We start from the raw sequence: 18,540 nt of genomic DNA, 5'->3' as shown, positions 1-18,540 counted from the left end.
CTCAGACCTCCTCTTCCAGCGCAAAAACCAGCGTCAGGATCGCGCCCATCACGACCAGATACACCCCGATATCAAAGACCAGCACCGACGACAGCGGCAGACCCTTGTCCGTCTCGGTCGCGCCAATGAACAGCCACTGCCCCGTGAACGGATCGTCCGCCATCACAAAGGCCATGAACCCCGAAAACAGCGCAATACCGAGTCCCGCCATGGCGATCTTTTCCGGCGCCAGACGCAACGCCTCGCGCGCTTCTGATGTGCCACAGGCAATTGCGTAAACCACAAAACCGACAGCGCCGATCAACCCACCAATGAAACCGCCGCCCGGCACATTATGCCCGCGAAGCAACATGAAAACCGAGAACACCAGCAAAAGCGCCACCAGCAATCGCGCGCCCGCGGTCAGGATGATCGACTTCATTTCGCATCCTCCTTTGGACCTTTAAGGATCGCCCAGGCGGCTATACCGGCAACCGCCACCACGGCAATTTCGCCGAAGGTATCCAAAGCACGGAAGTCCACTAGAATGACGTTCACGATGTTGCGCCCATAGGCGTCGATCCAGCTCGATTGCTCGAAATATTCCGTCAGACGCCGGTTGATCGGCCCCGTCGTCACCGTGATCATGATCGCCGCAACGACCGCACCAATGGCGGTCGCGAACAACGCATCCAACTTGCGGTTCGGAAATCCGTCCTCTGGCTTCAGCATCGGCAATCGCAAAGCCGCGACCGCAAACAAGACCACGATCAAGGTCTCGACCAAGAGCTGTGTGATGGCGACGTCCGGAGCACTGTAAATGATAAAGATAAGCGCCACACCAATCCCGACCGCCCCCAGCCCCGCAATCCCTGCGATCCGGCTGTTTGTGATCGTCGTCAGGGCCGTCCCCGCCAGGATCAGGAACACCACCACCCAATGCTTGACCTGCACGCCCTGAATATCCGGGATACCGGTGAATGCGCCCGTCCAGATCAACGTGCCGCCAACCGCAACCAGCAGGGTCGCGAAGATCACATAAAGATAATACCGCATCACGCCCGACTGCAAAATGCGTGTCTGCCAGGCGGCCGTCGCTTTCATCCCGTCCAGAAACTTATCCCAGCCGCGATCAAAGCTCGGCAAACGCGCTTCCATCGCCAGCAAGAACGCACGCATCCGGCGATGCACAATCAACAACACGATGCCCAGCGTGATGGTGATACCCGACAGGATCAGCGGCAGATTGATCCCCGCCCAAAGCTTCAGCTCCACCGGTTCCAATTCTCCGCTGGAAATTGCAGCAACCCCCGGTTTGATCAACGTATTGGCAATCAGATCGGAATTAATGCCGAACAACGCGCCCAGAACCGCCAAAATCACCGGCCCCGCCAAAAGCTGCCAAGGCGCTTCATGCGGCGTCATCGGCGTAGAATGCGTGCCGCGCCAGAACGGACGAAAGGCGACCAGACCAGCAGCCACCAGCATCAGCGCGTTGGCCAGCAACACAGCACCCGCCACCAGCAAAGGCTCGGATTGCACCGCCAGCGCGCCATAGTATTTCAGCTCCTTGCCGATGAACCCCAAGAACGGCGGAAAGCCCGCCATCGACAAGGCCGCCAAAGCCGCCGCCGCTGTCGTGATCGGCATGGCGCGCGCCAGACCGCCCAACCGGTCGATCTCCCGCGTACCCGTGCTGTGATCCACCGCGCCCGCAATCATGAAAAGCGCCGCTTTATAAAGCGAATGCACAATCAGAAAGGTCATCGCGGCCGTAATCGCATAACCCGTGTCCGCCGCCAAAAACAGCGTCAAGGTCCCCAGCGCCATCAGCGTCGTATAAGCGAGGATTTGTTTCAGATCGGTTTGCTTGACCGCCATAAAACTTGCAAAAACCGCCGTCGCCGATCCCGCGATCGTCAACGTCCAAAGCCAGACATCCGTCTCCGCCAACGTCGGGTGCATCCGCGCCAGCAGGTAAATCCCCGCCTTCACCATCGTCGCCGAGTGCAGATACGCGCTGACGGGCGTCGGTGCGGCCATCGCATTCGGCAACCAGAAGTGAAACGGAATTTGCGCCGACTTCGTAAAGGCACCCAAAAGGAACAGTACGAAAATCGTCAGATAGAGCCCATGTTCGCGGATCAGGTCACCCTGCGCACGGATTTCCGACAACTCATAAGTGCCCGCTACCCAGCCGATCAGAATAATGCCCGCAAGCAACGCCAAACCACCGCCACCGGTCACCAGCAACGCTTGCAAAGCCGACCGTCGGCTGTCGGCACTTGTGTGACTGAACCCAATCAACAGATAGGACGTGATCGAAGTCAGCTCCCAGAAAACAAACAATGACAATAGGTTATCCGACAGAACAAGCCCTAGCATCGCCATCATGAACAGCGTCAGATACAGGAAGAACCGCGCAAAATGTTTATGCCCGGCCAGGTATTTGGTCGAATACAACATCACCAAAGCACCGATGCCCGAGATCAACAGCGCAAAGGAAAGGCTCAACCCGTCGATCAGAAAGCTGAGCGAAATCCCAAGCGACGGCACCCACTCCCATGACCAGCGCAAGACTTCGCCGTTTCCGACCGGCCCCAAAGCCTGCCAGAAGCCCACGAAAAACGCGACGGAAATCAAAACGGACACCCATCCAGCCAGCGCTTGTCCCGGAGAAGTCGGGAGAGAGTTGTCTTGCGCGGCGGCCATTTTAGGAACGACTTCTTTCTTTGGACGGTAATTTCTTCACGGGAACATAGACCTCCACGCCGACTTGCCAAGGGGCTCAAAGGCTCTCAAACGCCTATTTCGGATAATTTTTGTCAAGTATTTAATTAAGGCCGTTCCTGACAAAAAAGACCGGGCACAAGGCCCGGCCAGTCTTACAGGGAGGAACCGTGCCATAACCCGGACACGGAAACGGGATTCGAATCAGGCCACCAGCCTGTATCCACCACTTTCTGTAACAAGAAGGCGTGCATTTGACGGATCTGGTTCAATTTTCTGACGAAGCCGGTAAATATGAGTCTCCAGCGTGTGCGTCGTCACACCCGCATTGTATCCCCAGACCTCGTGCAACAGCACATCCCGCGCCACAACGCCTTCCGAGGCACGGTAAAGAAACTTGAGGATATTTGTCTCTTTTTCCGTCAGACGGATCTTCTTTTCGTCCTCGGTCAACAGCATCTTCTGCGCTGGCTGGAACGAGTAAGGCCCAAGCTGGAAAATCGCGTCTTCGGACTGCTCATGTTGACGCAATTGCGCACGAATACGCGCCAGAAGCACCGGAAACTTGAAGGGTTTCGTCACGTAGTCATTCGCGCCCGCATCAAGCCCAAGGATCGTGTCCGCGTCGCTATCATGCCCGGTCAGCATCAAGATCGGGCATTTCACCCCATGCTTGCGCAAAACACGGCACAACTCGCGCCCGTCCGTATCCGGCAGACCCACGTCCAGAATAACCAGATCGTAAATTGCTTCCTTGGCGCGCTCCAAAGCGGCCGCACCGCTGTCGGCCTCGAAGACATCGAAGTCTTCGGTCATCACCAACTGCTCCCCAAGCGCTTCGCGCAGATCGTCGTCATCGTCGACCAGCAAAATCTTCTTCAAGTTCTGTGACATGGGCCTCGCCCTCCTTGGACTGATGAGCAACAGATGCGCTTCAATCCTGCATCCGACAAGATTTGCTGCATTTTCTCACGCGCTCGTGTGACAACGGACCAAAATGTTTCAATTTCTGTCTAGGGGCGCGGCTCGGAATATGATTAATCACAAGGCAACATGACGCTTGTTCCTTCTCTGATCGACCGTATTGCACGGGCGCGCACCGACCTTCGGCTCGGATTGCCCGTCGTTTTGCGAAGTAAGGATGCTGCGGCTCTCGTGCTCGCCGCCGAAGGTCTTAGCAACGATCGCCTCTCTGCCGCCCGTACCCTCGGGCCCGCGACGCTTGCTATCACCACAAGGCGAGCCGAAACACTTCGCGCCCGCGCTTATGACGGCGATATCGCACGGGTCAAGGTACCCGAAACCGCCGATGCAGCATGGGTGCGCCATGTCGCTGACCCAAAAGACGACCTGTCCTCCCCGATGAAAGGCCCCTTCACCTCGATTCGCGACGGCGACGCCGACCTTCACCGCCTTGCGGTGCGACTGGTGAAATCCGCGTGGCTGCTGCCCGCAGCCATTGTCGTGCCGCTATCCGAGGACGCCCCGCCAGACCTTACACTTCTTCCCACCGAGGACACGGCAGCCGCCCTGTCCGCCCCGATTGCACATAAGGAAGTCGTTACAGGCCGCGTACCCATAGCCGTTTCCGAGCAGGGACGCGTGCATGTCTTTCGACCGACCGACGGCAGTGAAGAACACATCGCTTGCGAAATCGGCCGCCCGGCACGCGACAAACCCGTGCTTGCCCGGCTGCACTCGGCCTGTTTCACCGGGGACGTCCTTGGGTCCCTGAAATGCGATTGCGGCGCGCAGTTGCAGGCCGCCTTGAGGCAGATGGGCGAAGAAGGTGCCGGGGTTCTTCTATATCTCAATCAGGAAGGGCGCGGCATCGGGCTGGCCAACAAGATGCGCGCCTATGCGCTTCAGGATCAGGGGTTCGACACGGTGGAAGCGAACCACCGGCTGGGCTTCGAAGACGACGAACGCGATTTCCGCACCGGCGCGGATATCCTGAAGCGGCTGGGGTTTGGCGCAGTGCGCCTGCTGACCAACAACCCCGCCAAAGTCGCGATGATGCAGGCGCAAGGCATCGATGTGGTCGAGCGTGTGCCTTTGAGCGTCGGGCTCAATCCACTGAACAAGAAATATCTCGACGTGAAGGCCAAGAAGTCGGGGCATATTCTATGATGTGGTTTCCCGGCGCTTCGCGCCGCGACCCACAGGGGGGCTCTGCCCCCTTGGACCCCCCGTGGTATTTTTGAAAGGATGAAGACGCCGAACGATATGGTCTTAAGTCCGCGCGGCCTGCGCTTTCGGGGTCGCGATTTCCCCTGTACGATCGGGCGCGGCGGTGTGAGCGCGAACAAGACAGAAGGCGACGGCGCGACGCCGGTCGGGGTTCACGGCATTGTCGGGTTGCTTTATCGCCCCGATCGCATGGCGCGTCCGGCCGACTGGGCGGTCCCGATCCGGCCCGGTGATCTCTGGTGTGATGATCCGCGCCATGAAGATTACAACCTGATGGTTCGCGCGCCGTTTCCAGCCAGTCACGAGCGGCTTTTTCGCGCGGATCCCCTTTACGATCTGGTGATCATCACCGACTGGAACTGGCCCCGCGCCCGGTATCGCGCAGGCTCGGCGATCTTCCTGCATCGCTGGAGACGCGCGCAGGCGCCGACCGAGGGCTGCGTGGCCATGCGCGCCGACCATTTGCTCTGGATTGCCCAACGTATTCGCTTCGGCGCCCGCTTGATCGTGCCGCCTCAGCCGTAGTCGCGCGCGCCGAAAATGGCCGAACCGACCCGCACATGGGTCGCGCCTTGGGCAATCGCGTCCTCGAAATCGCCACTCATGCCCATGCTGAGGCCCTTGAGGTCATTGCGCGCGGCGATCTTGGCCAGCAAAGCGAAATGAAGCGCCGCGGCCTCGCCGACGGGCGGAATGCACATCAGCCCCTTCAGCGGCAGCCCCAGGTCGCGGCACTCGGCAACCAGCGCATCCGCGTCGTCCACCGAAACGCCTGCCTTTTGCGACTCGTCGCCCGTGTTCACCTGCACGAAAATATCGGGACAGGTGCCCATCTCATCCGCCAAACGTGCCAGTGTGCGCGCCAGTTTTGAACGATCCACCGTATGGATCACGTCAAACAACTCCACCGCCGCACGCGCCTTGTTGGTCTGTAGCGGACCGATCAGATGAAGCTCGACCCCCTCGAAGCGCGCCTTGAAATCGGGCCACTTGCCTTGTGCCTCTTGCACACGATTCTCGCCAAAGACCCTGTGCCCCGCCTCCAGCACGGCTTGGACACGCTCGTTCGGCTGGACTTTGCTGACAGCGATCAGGGTGCAGGCGTCGCGCGCACGGCCTGCGGCAAGGCAGGCGTTCTCGATACGGGTTTGAATCTCTTGCAGGCTCATGTCGACGCTCCGTTATTCGGTGCATCCCTGATGCCAAAAAGAAAAGAGCGGGCCAAGGCCCGCTCTTTCCAAATCGTATCTAATCCAGGTTGGATTAGAAGGACATGCCGATGCCGAGGTCCCAAACAGTGTCGACGTCGTTGTCTACAACACCGCCAGACAGGGAGGCGCCGCCACCGAGGTCGGTTTCGAATCCAACACCGACTGCCGAGCCACCTGGCAGATCAACAGTTGCAAGAGTACCTGCCGACGCGTCTGTGTCGGAAACGCCAAGCTTGATCGTTGCGACACCAGCGTCATAGGACAGGATGGCGCCGTAGTTGGTGCTGAGGTCGTGATCGATCCAAAGGATGTCAAAGCCAACCGCACCAAACGAACCCGAAAGGTCTACAGCTGTTACGCCGTCAATAGCGTCTGAACCGAGCGTTGTGAAGCCGGTTGTGTCTTCGTAGCCGATGCCGATCGTTACAGGACCAGCGTCAAACGAAACACCGATCGCCATGTCGTCCAGACCAGTGTCCTGGTTCATCGACAGATAGATGGATGCTGCGCCAATTGTGTTCGAGTACAGAACACCATTCGAGTCACCGATGCCGCGACCAAGCTCAGCAACGTTGTCTACGCCGAGACCGTCGAAGCCGATGTCGCCGATGCCAGCGACTTTCTGAAGTGCGTCGTCTACGTCACCAACAGTCAGCTTACCCCAGGAACCCGAGATGTAAACTTCGTTGTTGTCTTCGGAGCCGTCAACGAAAGCGTAGTCAAAGCCGAAGCCCAGACCGCCGTCTGTTTCGCCGGAACCGGAGAATGTGAGCTCAACGTCGTTGTTGAACTGGATGTCGCTGCCCAGGTCGTTGACCCAGATTTCAGCCGAACCGCCAACAGAAACACCAGCGTGGGCGTCTGCGAATGCGACACCAGCTGTAAGAACCAGAGCTGTAGTGCCCAAGATTACCTTTTTCATCGTTTTTCCCTCGTGTGTAAAAGGTTCATCTCAATTCGGTCAGGCCGAACTGATTGGAAACGTGTTTCCCTCTCCGGGCTCAAGATTGCAAGTCACCTGCCCCGCACCGAATGAGACTCAAAAGGGATGGTGCAGCTTTGCCACAGTGATTGCGAAGCGGACACAGGGTCATTTGCCGCGAAACCCCTTGAGACACAGGGAACGCTCGGCTACTCATGCCTTGAATAGAAGGAAGGATAAGGCACATGCGGGCATTCGCACGAATTGTCGCAGGCAAAGCTCTGGCGCCACTCGCGTTGGCGGTTTTTCTGTCCGGATGCGGCGCATTCAGCAACGTGTTTGATCAGGATCCCGCCGAAAACGAATCGTTCGCCAACGAAGAGCGGCGCGGAACGATCTGGGATTTGTTCTCGAACCGGGACGATCCGAACGTCACGATCGAGGTGAACAAGTATATCTGGAACGCCACTTTCGACGTACTCGACTTCCTGCCGATCCAGACTGCTGACCCTTTCACAGGACTGATCGTGACCGGCTTTGGCACACCCCCCGGCGGCGGAACCGCCTATCGCGCGACGGTCTTCGTGCGCGACCCAGCGCTTGAGGCACGATCGCTGAACCTTGCCCTTGCCACACGCGCAGGCCCCGTACCGACTGCAACCGTGCGCGCCGTGGAAGACGCGATCCTGACCCGCGCGCGGCAGCTTCGCATTCAGGACCTCGACCTATAGACCTTATCCGCTCGCCCGACTAACACGCTGGCCGGGCCCCGACGCCCGGCCTTTTCACTTTCTCGAAAGACTTGCCCCATGTCCGCTTACGACACCAAGACCATCGAACCGAAATGGCAAAAGGCCTGGGACGAGGCCGGCACCTTTGTCGCGACCAAAGAGGGCGGCAAACCGAAATACTATGTGCTTGAGATGTTTCCCTATCCGTCGGGCCGTATCCACATCGGACATGTGCGCAACTATACAATGGGCGACGTGATCGCGCGCTACAAGCTCTCCACGGGTCACAACGTCCTGCACCCGATGGGCTTTGACGCCTTTGGAATGCCCGCTGAAAACGCCGCCATGGCCATCGGCGGCCACCCGAAGACCTGGACCTACGAAAACATCGACACGATGGTCGCGCAGATGAAACCGCTTGGCTTCGGCCTCGACTGGTCGCGCATGTTCGCCACCTGCGACCCCGAATACTACGGCCAGCAACAGTCCATGTTCATCGACTTCCTCGAAAAGGGGCTGGTCTATCGCAAGAACGCTACCGTGAACTGGGATCCGGTCGACATGACCGTTCTGGCCAACGAACAGGTTATCGACGGCAAAGGTTGGCGCTCGGGCGCTGAGGTCGTGCGGCGTGAACTCACACAATGGTTCTTCAAAATTAGCGACTTCTCCGAAGAACTGCTCGACGCCATCGACGGACTGGACAACTGGCCCGCCAAAGTGAAGCTGATGCAGTCCAACTGGATCGGCAAATCACGCGGCCTGCAATTCTCATTCGAAGGCACCGACGGTTGTCAGGCGATCGAGGTCTACACAACCCGCCCCGACACGCTGATGGGCGCGTCCTTCGTCGGCATCTCCCCCGACCATCCCATCGCCAAGGAACTGGCCGAAACCAACCCGGACGTCGCCGCCTTCCGCGCCGAAGTCGCCAAGGGCGGCACCACCGCCGAGGCGCTCGACAAAGCCGAAAAGCTGGGCCTCGACACCGGCCTCAAAGTCAAACACCCCCTGAACCCCGATTGGGTTCTGCCGGTCTGGATCGCCAACTTCATCCTGATGGACTACGGCACCGGCGCGATTTTCGGCTGCCCGGCGCATGACCAGCGTGACCTCGACTTCTGCCGCAAATACGCTCTCCCGGTGATCGACACGTTCCTCGCGCCAGAAAATCCCATGCCAGTCCGCGACGAAGCCTTCGTGCCGCCCAAGACAGAAAAGGTCCGCTGGCTAAACCACTTCGCGGGCCTCGACCTTGCCACCGGCGACGAAGCCATCGACGCCACCATCGACTTCGCCGAAAAAGCGGGCTGGGGCAAAGGTGTCACCAACTACCGCTTGCGCGACTGGGGCCTCAGCCGCCAACGCTACTGGGGCTGCCCGATCCCTGTCATCCACTGCGATGATTGCGGCGTCGTGCCCGAAAAGAAAGAAAACCTGCCCGTCGAACTCCCCGAAGACGTCACATTCGACGTCCCCGGCAACCCACTCGACCGTCACCCCACTTGGCGCGATTGCGCCTGCCCATCCTGCGGCAAGCCAGCGAAACGCGAAACCGACACGATGGACACCTTCGTCGATTCCTCGTGGTATTTCGCACGCTTCACCGCACCCCGCGCGACGACTCCAACCAGCATGGAAGACGCCGAATACTGGATGAACGTCGACCAATACATCGGCGGCATCGAACACGCGATCCTGCACCTCCTCTATTCCCGCTTTTTCGCCCGCGCCATGCACATCTGCGGCCACCTGCCCGCCTCTGCGATCGAGCCCTTCGACGCCCTCTTCACCCAAGGCATGGTGACCCACGCGATCTACGTCACCCGCGACGAAAACGACCGCCCGGTCTATCACTTCCCTGAAGACGTAGAAGTCCACGAAAGTGGCGCGCGCCTTGGCGCGACAGGTCAGGAGGTTGAAATCATCCCCTCCGCCAAAATGTCCAAGTCGAAAAAGAACGTCGTCGATCCCGTGGCGATCATCGACCAATACGGCGCAGACACCGCCCGCTGGTTCGTCCTCTCCGACAGCCCGCCAGAGCGCGACGTCGAATGGACCGCCTCCGGGGCCGAAGCCTCGGCAAAACACCTCGCCCGCGTCCACCGCATCGCTTCCGAAATCGCGAATGCGTCCGACAACGAAGGCAACGCCGCCGAAGATCAGGACCTGATGCGCGCCACCCACAAGGCCATCCACGACGTCACGATGGGCGTCGACACATTCGGCTTTAACGCCGCAATTGCAAAGCTTTACGCTTTCACGAACGCCCTTCAGAAATCCAAGGCCAGCACGCCCACCAAACGCGACGCTGCAAAGACTCTCGCTCAACTCATGGCCCCCTTCACCCCGCACCTGTCGGAAGAAGTCTGGTCCATGCTCGGCGGCGAAGGCCTCATCGCCAACGCCCAGTGGCCTGTCGCCGACGAAAGCCTCCTCGTCGAAGACACGGTCACCCTGCCGATACAGATTAATGGCAAACGCCGCGCGGAAATCAGCGTGCCCAAGGACATGGACAAGGCAGAGGTTGAAAAGCTGGCACTTGCCAACGATGCTGTCGTCAAAGCGCTGGCAGGCGGCCAGCCGAAAAAGCTTATCGTCGTGCCGGGGCGCATCGTGAATGTCGTTATCTAGACGCACCTTTCTTCTGATCGCCGCCGCAGGCCTCGCCGCCTGCGGGTTCAAACCTGTCTACGGACCCGGCGGCATGGCCCAAAACCTTTCGGGCCGCATCGACGTCCTGCCTCCGGTCGACGAAGAAGGCCGCGCCCTGACCCGCCGCCTTAAAGAGCGTCTCGGTCTGCCCGAAGCTCCGGATATGATCCTCGACGCCGACATCTTCCTTGCCGAAGAAGAAATCGGCGTCCTGCCCGACGGCTCGATCAACCGCTACAACGTGATCGGCAAAGTCGACTGGATCCTGACCCGTGACGGCGAAACGGTGCTTTCCGGCAGCGAACAAAGCTTCACCGCCTACTCCGCCACTTCGACCACGGTCGCCACAATCATCGCGCAACGCGACGCCCGCGAGCGCCTGATGATCCTTCTCGCCGACCGCATAACCGCCGACATACTCGCCCGCGCCGACGCGATATGAAACTCTCCCCCCGCGACGCGCCCGCCTATTTCGCCAAGCCCGACCCGGCCAAAACCGGCCTTTTGATCTACGGCTCGGACGCCATGCGCGTGGCCTTGCGCCGCCAGGAAGTCATCAAAGCCCTGATAGGCCCCCAAGGCGAAGAGGAAATGCGCCTCACCCGCATTCCTGCCGCCGAGTTGCGCAAAGACCCGGCCCTCCTCAATGACGCCCTGAAATCTCAGGGCTTTTTCCCCGGCCCCCGTGTCGCCTTCGTCGAAGACGCCACCGACGGCCTCACAGAGACGATCAAAGCCGCCCTCGCGGACTGGCAACCGGGCGACGCCCAGATCGTTGCAACCGCCGGACAACTCACTGCTAAGTCCAAACTCCGCAAAGCCTTCGAGGATCATTCAACGGCCTACGCCACCGGCATCTACGACGACCCGCCCAGCCGCGCCGAAATCGAAGCCGCGCTCAACCAGTCCGGCCTCACCAATATCTCCACCGACGCCATGGCCGCCCTCACCAACCTTTCGCGCGTCATCGACCCCGGCGACTTCCGCCAGACGCTCGAAAAAATCGCCCTCTATAAACGGGGCGACGACACCCCCCTGACACCCGACGAGGTCGACCTCTCCGCCCCTCAATCCATTGAAGCGGGCATCGACGACGTCCTAAACATCACAGCTGATGGCGAAGCGCACCGCATCGGCCCTGTCCTGAAACGCCTGCAAGCGCAAGGCATCGGCGCGGTCGGCATCTGCATCGGCGCAACGCGTCATTTCAAGACGCTGCACACTGTTGCCTCCGATCCCGGCGGCCCTGGCAGCGGCATCGGCAAGCTGAGACCCCCCGTCTTCGGCCCCCGCCGCGACCGCATACAACGCCAGGCCACCCAATGGGGCATGCACAAAACAGAACGCGCGCTGGCGCTGCTCCTCGATACCGACCTCACTCTGCGCTCCACAAACCGCGCCCCCGACATGGCACTCATGGAACGCACCCTCCTCAAAATCGCATGGATGAACCGAAGATGACCCTGACCGTCATTGGCCCAACCGCCACCAGAACTTCCCGCGTCCTGTGGTGCCTCGAAGAACTGGGCCTGCCTTACGATCACCATATCGCCCGCCCGCATTCGCCCGAGATCAACGCGCTGAACCCGCTAAAGCAGGTCCCCGTCCTGAAAGATGGCGACACCATACTCACTGACAGCACCGCGATCCTCTATCACCTGTCCGACCGCGAAAGCCGCCTGACATACGCACCCGGCACCCACGCCCGCGCCCATATGGATGCCCGCATCGCCTTCCTGCTAACCGAGTTTGAAGTCCCTCTCTGGATGCGCTCCCGCCACAGCTACGTGCTGCCCGAAAAGCTGCGCCACCCCGAGATCTTCCCCCTCCTCGACACCGATTTCCGGCAAGCCAACACCAAATTCGACACGCTACTCGGCGATGCAGACTTCATCGGCGGCGACTCCTTCACCATCGCCGACATCATCGCCACGCACTGCATCTTCTGGGCCACCGATTTCCACGAGATCTCCGAAAAGGCGCAGTCTTACCTCGACCGCCAAAAAGCCCGCCCGGCATGGGCGGCATCACAAAAGAACCGCTGATATGGAGGGAACAACGTTAAAGGATTTCCCAAAACTCTACCGCGACACTTGGCAGGGCGTGATAGATGGCTCATTTGGCTGCGAAGAACTCAACCGGTTTTTCCACATTCCCTGCCATATGATCCTGACCGATGGCCAGCCTGTGGACATCACGACGGCCACCGACCTTCTCGCCTTCAATGAACAGCGCCGTGCGGCCTTCTTGGCAGGTGGTGTAGCCACCGCGCGTCTCTGCGGGTCGGACCTCACAACGCAGGGCTCGCACACCGCGCTAATCACTGCAAATTGGGAACTCTTGCGTGCTGACGGCTCTCTTGAGCGCAGTTGGCGCCACTTCTACACAATGATCCGCCCGGCGAGATCTTGGGTCATCGTCGTGTCAGCATTCCGGTCTGGGAGTTAGTGCACACACCCTGCGCGTCGCCAAACCAACATCCGCGTACTAGGTTCCCAATCAAAGAGTTCTGGGAGCCGACCAATGGGCGTGATGATCAATGGCACATACCACGTGAACGAACCTCCCGCTGACACCTCATCAGGCGGAGAATTCAAACGTGCGGAAGCCAAAATCCGCGACTGGATCACGCCCGACGGCCCCTTCACGCCCGACGCGGGCCGCTATCACCTCTATGTCGCCTGGAATTGCCCGTGGGCCCACCGCGCCCTCATCGCGCGAGAGTTTTTCAAACTTCATTCCACGATATCAGTGTCTTACGCACGTCCCCGCCGAACCGACCAGGGCTGGGTCTTCGACGAAACCGGAGAATTCAGCGACCCGGAACTCGGCGTCTCCGCCATTCATCAGGTCTACGCGTATCAATCCCCCGGCTACACGGGGCGTTGCACAATGCCCGTCCTTTGGGACCGCGAAACAGGGCAGATCGTGTCCAACGAAAGCGCCGATATCATCCGCATGTTTGGCCTCTTCGGCCAAGGCCCCGATCTCTATCCTGAAGACTCAAGACCCCAGATCGACGCCTGGAACGAGCGCATCTACCCGAACCTCAACAACGGCGTCTACCGCGCCGGTTTCGCCCGCACCCAAGACGCATATGACACCGCCGTCACGCAGGTCTTCGCCACCCTAGACGCCATCGAAACCCAACTTCAGAAAACCGAATTCCTCGTAGGCGACACCTTGACCGAAGCCGATATTCGCCTCTTCCCCACACTTGCCCGCTTTGACGTCGCCTATCACTACGCCTTCAAATGCAACATTCGACGCATCACCGACTACCCGGCGCTCTGGACCTATGCTCGCAAATTCTATGCCCGCCCCGGCATCGCCGAAACCGTGCGCTTTGACGTCTACAAGAACGGCTACCACTCGCAATCCGAACTGCGAAACCCGCTTGGCATCATCCCCGCCGGTCCCGAAATCGACTGGTCACTTTAAGAAGGGGCGCTGCCCCGTCGCTGCGCGACTCCTTGGGATACTTTTGGGCCACTAATAACGCGATGCGCCAAAGCCTGTTGCGCCGCTGCCCGTCCCGTTGCCAGACACCCGGTAATCAAATACCCGCCCGTCGGTGCATCCCAGTCCAGCATCTCACCCGCGACGAACACGCCGGGTCGCGCCCGCAGCATGAACCCGTCCAGCGCCTCCCAGGCTACGCCACCAGCCGTCGAAATCGCCTCATCCAGCGGGAACAACCCCGCCACGGGCACTGGTACGGCCTTCATCAAAGCAGCCAAGGCAGCCCCCTCCGGCAGCGGTCGCGCCCATTCCATCAACAACGCCCGCTGCACTGTCGAAAGCCCTAAGCTTTTCCGCAAATAATTGGAAACACTCATCTTTCCACGCGGCCGCGACAACTTCTGCACCACGTCCTCAACCGGCCACTCCGGCACCAAATCCAACGTCAGCGCCGCGCCCTCGCGCACCGCACGCGTCACCTCATAGACCCCGCCGCCCTCAATCCCGCGCTTGGAAATCACCCACTCGCCCCGCGACATGACCTCGTCGGCCCGAAATGCTGTCCCTTTTACCGGCGTGCCCAAAAACCCCACCATATGGTCAGACCACTTAACACGAAGCCCCGCATTCGACGCCTCAAACCCCCGGCGCGCAATCCCGTCCGCCTCAAACACCTCAGCCCAGACCCCGTCCGATCCAAGTCGCGCCCAGCTTCCGCCTCCCAGCGCCATCACCGCCACATCCGCCGAAACACGCACCTCGCCGTCAGAGGTCGAAAACAAGAAACCCGCGCCGTCCCAGCCCGTCCACCGCCAGCGTGTGCGCACCGCAACGCCTTGCTCCGCCAAGCGCCCCATCCATCGGCGCAACAGCGGCGACGCCTTCATCGCCCGTGGAAAAACGCGGCCCGTGGTGCCTGTAAACACCTCCTCACCCAAGCCACGCGCCCAGTCCTGCACCGCCTCCGGCCCAAACGTTTCAATCGCGCCGACAAAAGCCCCAGAGCCATCCCCAAACCGCGCCCGAAACGCCGAACCAACTTCGTCCTTCGTCAGGTTCAACCCCGACTTCCCCGCCATCAGAAACTTGCGCCCCACCGAGGGCATCGCATCTGCCACGACCACCGACAATCCACCCGCCGACAGCACCTCCGCCGCCGCCAAACCGGCCGGCCCGGCCCCTACAACCAAAGCCTCGACCTTGTCATCGCGCGACTTTCCGCCAGTTTCTTCAGACATGAGCCATCCCATCTGCCCCCTCTGCGACCGTCCGATCCCGCCGGACGCCAAGCAAAGCCAGCACCACCTCACGCCCAAACTGCGCGGAGGCAAACACGGTCCCACCGTGCTTCTTCACCAAATCTGCCACAATGAAATCCACGCCACCCTCACCGAAACCGAACTTGCCCGCGGCTTTGACACGCCCGAAAAACTTCGCGAACACCCGCGGCTCAGAACCTTCTTCGCATGGGTCGCCAAACGCCCACCGACCTTCCACTCGAAAACCCCCGGAGCGCGCCGCAAGAAACGCTAACCCGAAGGGATCAAACCCTTGATCGCCGCCACATGCGCCTGCCCCGCCGCGCAGGCATCCGCCACCATGCCTCGGGCCGCAGCCATTACGTCCGTTTCAATCGCATCGAGCAACCCCAAAACCTTCGCCTCATGCGCACCGATCTTTTCACCGGCCAGAAACACCCGCCGCGCTGCAGATCCGCCCGCAATCTCTACCATCCGCGCCGGATCCGATGGCTGCGGCAGAAACCCCAGCTTCATCACCGGATAAAACATCGACGCCCCCGGCACAGCCACACGCAAATCAGACGCCAGAACCATGCCCAAAGCTCCGCCCGCCGCCGTCCCGTTAAGGGCCGCCACTGTCAAGGCCGGACAGGCAGCAATGGCGCCCGACAATCGTTCCCACACCGGATCAACCGCCAGCCCGGCCCGTGCCGCCTCCAAATCCGCACCAGCACTGAACACGCGGCCCGCGCCCGTCAGAACAACCGCGCAAACGTCCGGACCGATCCCCTCAACCGCGTCCGCCAACGCCGCCAACATCTCGCCTGTCAACGCATTCGCCTTGTCCGGTCGGTTCAGCGTCAAGGTCAGAACCTCGCCGTCAAACGAACGCTCGATCATGCGATCAACCCGACCGCGCGCCGGATACCTTCGTCACGCAACGAAATGTCCTGCCCCAGATACCCGTCCGCATCCGCACCACACATCCACACCAACGCCTTGGCCGGCCAGTCTGGCGGAATATGCACCGACCAGTCCAACTGGCTCACCGGATTGACCCCACTGGCCTTGATTTCGCGCTGCATATCGGTAGCGACCGTCCCCGGCGACAACCCGATCACCCTAACACCTGCGTCACGGTTTTCCTTGTCGCCCATCCGAGTCAGCATCAAGACACCCGCCTTCGAGGCGCAATAATGCGACCAGCCCTCAATCGCATTGGTTGCCGCCCCCGACGAGATGTTCAAGATCGAGCCACCCCCCCGCGCAATCATCCCCGGCAGAGCCGCGCGCATCCCGTAGAAAACGCCCTTCAGATTGACGTCGATCACCCGATCCCAATCGGCCGGATCAATCGCGGCCAGATGCGCGACGGGTTCGATCATGCCAGCGTTGTTCACCAGAATATCGACCGATCCAAAAGCGTCCTCAGCCGCCTGAACCGCGCGTTCGACTTCCCAGAACTTGCTGACATCGCAAGGGATTGCCAACGCCTGCGCTCCGATTTCACCGGCGATCCCGGCAATCGCGTCCTGACCGCGCGCCACCAGAACCACATTCGCACCAGCACGCGCGAATTCCCGCGCTGCGGCTTCGCCGATCCCGCGGCTAGCGCCTGTGATCATCACTGTTTTGCCTTGAACCGACATCTCCGACCTCATTTGTGCCATACTGCGTGTTACAACAGCCACGCTTACCCCAGTCCGGAACCGGGCAACACCCTTGCCTTGACGGACCCCGACAGACGCACGAGTGTACCGCCCAAACCCCCAATTTAAACCGGAAACCATATTATGCCGCTCATTCGCACCCTCACACTGACCTCCGTCCTTGCCCTTTCTGCGGGACCAGCCCTTGCAGATTTGACCGCCGCAGAAGTCTGGGAAGAATGGCAATCGACCATCGAAAGCTATGGAATGGATGCTACGTTCGATCGCACAAGCAATACAGGATCGGGCATAGACATCATCGGCCTTTCCATGGGCTCTAGCTTGCCTGAAGGAGATGTTTCTTTTGACGTCGGAACAATAAACTTCATCGAAAATGGCGACGGTTCCGTCACGATCTCAATGGCCGATGAAGTGCCCCTCGTGGCAAACTTCAAAGGAGATGACGGTGAAGAAGGTACCGTCACGGTGACCCTTAATCAGCCGGGTGCTTCCATCACAGCTTCAGGGTCGGCAGACGAACTTCGCTACGTTTTTGACTATCCCCTAATTGAAATCAGCGACTTTGACATTGAGGCAGAGGACGTCCCGCAGGACTTGCCTGTCGACCTCGCTTTCGTGATGCGCGCGCTGAAGGGCTCGATGGACGTCACCAAGGGTGACATTGTATCTTACACAACCGAGAGCGCTATCGACGCAATAGGAATTGCTTTCTCCTTTTTCGACCCGAGTGGCGAAGAGGGGAATTTTGCATTCGACCTCAGCATGAACGACTTAAGGCAATCTAGCAGCGGAACCATTGGCCAGGTTGAGATGGACATGTCGCTCGGCCAAATGGTTCAGGGCGGCACGACACAGCAAGGCAGCGGCACACATGGCTCAGTTGCCTACAACATTAACGTCGACTCACCTGATGGTAGTTTCCAGTTCGCTGCCACGGCCGCCTCCGGAGAAATCTGGGGGGGCTATAGCGAAACGGGGCTGGCGTATGGCACTCTGACCAACGACGCCGCAATGACAATCGGAGGCTCTACCATTCCGTTTCCTCCGCTCACATTCACTATGGCGCAGACGTCAGCTGAACTTTCGATGCCAATCATCCCGAGCGAAGACCCACAGGATTTTGCTCTAGGATTCTCAATCCTTGGAATGGAAATCGACGACATGATATGGGCCATGATTGATGCGGGTGGTGCGTTGCCTCGCGATCCGATCAACTTTGTCTTCAAAGGCTCTGGTTCCGGTGTCATGTCAGAAGACTTCATGGCGCCCAACTATCTTGAAAACCCGTCCCCCGAGGTTCCAGGCACACTGGAATCCGTAAATGTGGACGAGCTCAAACTGACCATTGCAGGCGCAGAACTCACCGGCGACGGATCATTTACATTTGACAATTCGACAGAAATGCCAGTGCCGGCAGGTATCGCAAATCTGATGCTCACCGGAGGCAACGGCCTCCTCGACAAACTTGTCGGTATGGGCCTCGTCCCTGAAGAGCAAGCCATGGGCGCGCGAATGATGCTCGGTCTATTTGCCCGTCCGGGTGCTGGCGAAGACACGCTGGAATCGACTATCGAGTTGAAAGAGGACGGCTCGGTTCTTGCCAACGGACAGCGCATCCGCTGACCGGCTTCAATTTCCCACCACCAAAGCGGCGTCCCACGGGGCGCCGCTTTCGCATTTAAGCCCTACCGGACCTTGCGATGCAGTAGCTTGCGGACTACCTCGTCACTAACCCTCCCAAAGGAAGCC

At 59.9% G+C, this 18,540-nt stretch carries 19 protein-coding genes; 11 read left to right on the top strand and 8 right to left on the bottom strand.

Annotated elements, in window-relative coordinates; all coding sequences use genetic code 11:
- Position 1: 1 nt before the first annotated feature.
- The 3 genes from BOA8489_RS06790 to BOA8489_RS06780 form a co-directional block, all read right to left on the bottom strand.
- Complete coding sequence (locus tag BOA8489_RS06790; protein ID WP_093973251.1) at positions 2 to 421, bottom strand: MnhB domain-containing protein; 420 nt, start codon at positions 419 to 421, stop codon at positions 2 to 4.
- On the bottom strand, positions 418 to 2,691 hold the full coding sequence (locus tag BOA8489_RS06785) for a putative monovalent cation/H+ antiporter subunit A (RefSeq protein WP_093973250.1): 2,274 nt from the start codon (positions 2,689 to 2,691) through the stop codon (positions 418 to 420). Before BOA8489_RS06785 ends, BOA8489_RS06790 begins: the two co-directional genes overlap by 4 nt.
- A gap of 222 nt (positions 2,692 to 2,913) precedes the next feature.
- The gene (locus BOA8489_RS06780; protein ID WP_093973249.1) at positions 2,914 to 3,603 is read right to left on the bottom strand and encodes a response regulator transcription factor; all 690 of its coding nucleotides are present in this window, start codon (positions 3,601 to 3,603) and stop codon (positions 2,914 to 2,916) included.
- Positions 3,604 to 3,762: 159 nt separating this feature from the next.
- Here BOA8489_RS06780 and ribA point away from each other — a divergent pair, with 159 nt between their 5' ends.
- Together ribA and BOA8489_RS06770 are read left to right on the top strand one after the other, a co-directional pair.
- Positions 3,763 to 4,839 (top strand): GTP cyclohydrolase II, encoded by a 1,077-nt coding sequence (gene ribA, locus BOA8489_RS06775; protein ID WP_093973248.1) that lies wholly within the window; start codon positions 3,763 to 3,765, stop codon positions 4,837 to 4,839.
- A gap of 78 nt (positions 4,840 to 4,917) precedes the next feature.
- Positions 4,918 to 5,424: a L,D-transpeptidase family protein gene (locus tag BOA8489_RS06770; protein WP_093973247.1), complete on the top strand. Its 507-nt coding sequence runs from the start codon at positions 4,918 to 4,920 to the stop codon at positions 5,422 to 5,424.
- Here the strand turns inward: BOA8489_RS06770 and BOA8489_RS06765 are convergent.
- Together BOA8489_RS06765 and BOA8489_RS06760 are read right to left on the bottom strand one after the other, a co-directional pair.
- A complete protein-coding gene (locus BOA8489_RS06765) occupies positions 5,415 to 6,068 on the bottom strand; it encodes a YggS family pyridoxal phosphate-dependent enzyme (RefSeq protein ID WP_093973246.1) in 654 nt (217 codons plus the stop codon). The two genes, BOA8489_RS06770 and BOA8489_RS06765, sit on opposite strands and share 10 nt — an antisense overlap.
- A gap of 94 nt (positions 6,069 to 6,162) precedes the next feature.
- Complete coding sequence (locus BOA8489_RS06760; protein ID WP_093973245.1) at positions 6,163 to 7,032, bottom strand: porin; 870 nt, start codon at positions 7,030 to 7,032, stop codon at positions 6,163 to 6,165.
- Positions 7,033 to 7,277: 245 nt separating this feature from the next.
- Between BOA8489_RS06760 and BOA8489_RS06755 the strand changes: the two genes are divergently transcribed.
- From BOA8489_RS06755 to BOA8489_RS06725, 7 genes are all read left to right on the top strand, one after another.
- On the top strand, positions 7,278 to 7,763 hold the full coding sequence (locus tag BOA8489_RS06755; RefSeq protein ID WP_093973244.1) for a DUF3576 domain-containing protein: 486 nt from the start codon (positions 7,278 to 7,280) through the stop codon (positions 7,761 to 7,763).
- A 78-nt stretch (positions 7,764 to 7,841) separates the two neighbouring features.
- Complete coding sequence (leuS, locus tag BOA8489_RS06750) at positions 7,842 to 10,397, top strand: leucine--tRNA ligase (RefSeq protein ID WP_093973243.1); 2,556 nt, start codon at positions 7,842 to 7,844, stop codon at positions 10,395 to 10,397.
- A complete protein-coding gene (lptE, locus tag BOA8489_RS06745) occupies positions 10,384 to 10,860 on the top strand; it encodes an LPS assembly lipoprotein LptE (protein WP_093973242.1) in 477 nt (158 codons plus the stop codon). Before leuS ends, lptE begins: the two co-directional genes overlap by 14 nt.
- On the top strand, positions 10,857 to 11,879 hold the full coding sequence (gene holA / locus BOA8489_RS06740) for a DNA polymerase III subunit delta (RefSeq protein WP_093973241.1): 1,023 nt from the start codon (positions 10,857 to 10,859) through the stop codon (positions 11,877 to 11,879). Before lptE ends, holA begins: the two co-directional genes overlap by 4 nt.
- Complete coding sequence (locus BOA8489_RS06735; RefSeq protein ID WP_176440222.1) at positions 11,876 to 12,463, top strand: glutathione S-transferase family protein; 588 nt, start codon at positions 11,876 to 11,878, stop codon at positions 12,461 to 12,463. The genes holA and BOA8489_RS06735 overlap by 4 nt, the downstream gene beginning before the upstream one ends.
- A gap of 1 nt (position 12,464) precedes the next feature.
- Positions 12,465 to 12,866 (top strand): DUF6841 family protein, encoded by a 402-nt coding sequence (locus BOA8489_RS06730; protein WP_093973239.1) that lies wholly within the window; start codon positions 12,465 to 12,467, stop codon positions 12,864 to 12,866.
- Positions 12,867 to 12,941: 75 nt separating this feature from the next.
- Positions 12,942 to 13,859, top strand: coding sequence for a glutathione S-transferase family protein (locus BOA8489_RS06725; RefSeq protein WP_093973238.1), 918 nt, complete (start codon positions 12,942 to 12,944; stop codon positions 13,857 to 13,859).
- Here the strand turns inward: BOA8489_RS06725 and BOA8489_RS06720 are convergent.
- A complete protein-coding gene (locus BOA8489_RS06720; protein ID WP_093973237.1) occupies positions 13,856 to 15,118 on the bottom strand; it encodes a TIGR03862 family flavoprotein in 1,263 nt (420 codons plus the stop codon). The two genes, BOA8489_RS06725 and BOA8489_RS06720, sit on opposite strands and share 4 nt — an antisense overlap.
- Here BOA8489_RS06720 and BOA8489_RS06715 point away from each other — a divergent pair.
- Entirely contained in the window at positions 15,117 to 15,413 is a 297-nt protein-coding gene (locus tag BOA8489_RS06715; RefSeq protein WP_093973236.1) for an HNH endonuclease family protein, read from the top strand. The genes BOA8489_RS06720 and BOA8489_RS06715 overlap by 2 nt on opposite strands.
- Here the strand turns inward: BOA8489_RS06715 and BOA8489_RS06710 are convergent.
- Both BOA8489_RS06710 and BOA8489_RS06705 read right to left on the bottom strand, forming a co-directional pair.
- Positions 15,410 to 16,021, bottom strand: coding sequence for an enoyl-CoA hydratase/isomerase family protein (locus tag BOA8489_RS06710; protein WP_093973235.1), 612 nt, complete (start codon positions 16,019 to 16,021; stop codon positions 15,410 to 15,412). The two genes, BOA8489_RS06715 and BOA8489_RS06710, sit on opposite strands and share 4 nt — an antisense overlap.
- Entirely contained in the window at positions 16,018 to 16,770 is a 753-nt protein-coding gene (locus tag BOA8489_RS06705) for an SDR family oxidoreductase (protein WP_093973234.1), read from the bottom strand. The genes BOA8489_RS06710 and BOA8489_RS06705 overlap by 4 nt, the downstream gene beginning before the upstream one ends.
- 144 nt (positions 16,771 to 16,914) lie before the next feature.
- Between BOA8489_RS06705 and BOA8489_RS06700 the strand changes: the two genes are divergently transcribed.
- Positions 16,915 to 18,414, top strand: a complete 1,500-nt coding sequence (locus BOA8489_RS06700; RefSeq protein ID WP_093973233.1) for a DUF2125 domain-containing protein — start codon at positions 16,915 to 16,917, stop codon at positions 18,412 to 18,414.
- Positions 18,415 to 18,540 lie beyond the last annotated feature (126 nt).

Source organism: Boseongicola aestuarii, from assembly GCF_900184815.1.
GTDB lineage: Bacteria > Pseudomonadota > Alphaproteobacteria > Rhodobacterales > Rhodobacteraceae > Boseongicola > Boseongicola aestuarii.
The sequence above is the reverse complement of the archived record's forward strand: the minus strand, read 5'-3'. Positions and strand labels throughout refer to the sequence as shown.

Excerpts from the sequence above, each read along its gene's own strand:
- BOA8489_RS06790 (WP_093973251.1), bottom strand. The coding sequence starts at position 421 with ATGAAGTCGATCATCCTGACCGCGGGCGCGCGATTGCTGGTGGCGCTT.
- BOA8489_RS06785 (WP_093973250.1), bottom strand. The coding sequence starts at position 2,691 with ATGGCCGCCGCGCAAGACAACTCTCTCCCGACTTCTCCGGGACAAGCG.
- BOA8489_RS06780 (WP_093973249.1), bottom strand. The coding sequence starts at position 3,603 with ATGTCACAGAACTTGAAGAAGATTTTGCTGGTCGACGATGACGACGAT.
- ribA (WP_093973248.1), top strand. The coding sequence starts at position 3,763 with ATGACGCTTGTTCCTTCTCTGATCGACCGTATTGCACGGGCGCGCACC.
- BOA8489_RS06770 (WP_093973247.1), top strand. The coding sequence starts at position 4,918 with ATGAAGACGCCGAACGATATGGTCTTAAGTCCGCGCGGCCTGCGCTTT.
- BOA8489_RS06765 (WP_093973246.1), bottom strand. The coding sequence starts at position 6,068 with ATGAGCCTGCAAGAGATTCAAACCCGTATCGAGAACGCCTGCCTTGCC.
- BOA8489_RS06760 (WP_093973245.1), bottom strand. The coding sequence starts at position 7,032 with ATGAAAAAGGTAATCTTGGGCACTACAGCTCTGGTTCTTACAGCTGGT.
- BOA8489_RS06755 (WP_093973244.1), top strand. The coding sequence starts at position 7,278 with ATGCGGGCATTCGCACGAATTGTCGCAGGCAAAGCTCTGGCGCCACTC.
- leuS (WP_093973243.1), top strand. The coding sequence starts at position 7,842 with ATGTCCGCTTACGACACCAAGACCATCGAACCGAAATGGCAAAAGGCC.
- lptE (WP_093973242.1), top strand. The coding sequence starts at position 10,384 with ATGTCGTTATCTAGACGCACCTTTCTTCTGATCGCCGCCGCAGGCCTC.
- holA (WP_093973241.1), top strand. The coding sequence starts at position 10,857 with ATGAAACTCTCCCCCCGCGACGCGCCCGCCTATTTCGCCAAGCCCGAC.
- BOA8489_RS06735 (WP_176440222.1), top strand. The coding sequence starts at position 11,876 with ATGACCCTGACCGTCATTGGCCCAACCGCCACCAGAACTTCCCGCGTC.
- BOA8489_RS06730 (WP_093973239.1), top strand. The coding sequence starts at position 12,465 with ATGGAGGGAACAACGTTAAAGGATTTCCCAAAACTCTACCGCGACACT.
- BOA8489_RS06725 (WP_093973238.1), top strand. The coding sequence starts at position 12,942 with ATGGGCGTGATGATCAATGGCACATACCACGTGAACGAACCTCCCGCT.
- BOA8489_RS06715 (WP_093973236.1), top strand. The coding sequence starts at position 15,117 with ATGAGCCATCCCATCTGCCCCCTCTGCGACCGTCCGATCCCGCCGGAC.
- BOA8489_RS06720 (WP_093973237.1), bottom strand. The coding sequence starts at position 15,118 with ATGTCTGAAGAAACTGGCGGAAAGTCGCGCGATGACAAGGTCGAGGCT.
- BOA8489_RS06710 (WP_093973235.1), bottom strand. The coding sequence starts at position 16,021 with ATGATCGAGCGTTCGTTTGACGGCGAGGTTCTGACCTTGACGCTGAAC.
- BOA8489_RS06705 (WP_093973234.1), bottom strand. The coding sequence starts at position 16,770 with ATGTCGGTTCAAGGCAAAACAGTGATGATCACAGGCGCTAGCCGCGGG.
- BOA8489_RS06700 (WP_093973233.1), top strand. The coding sequence starts at position 16,915 with ATGCCGCTCATTCGCACCCTCACACTGACCTCCGTCCTTGCCCTTTCT.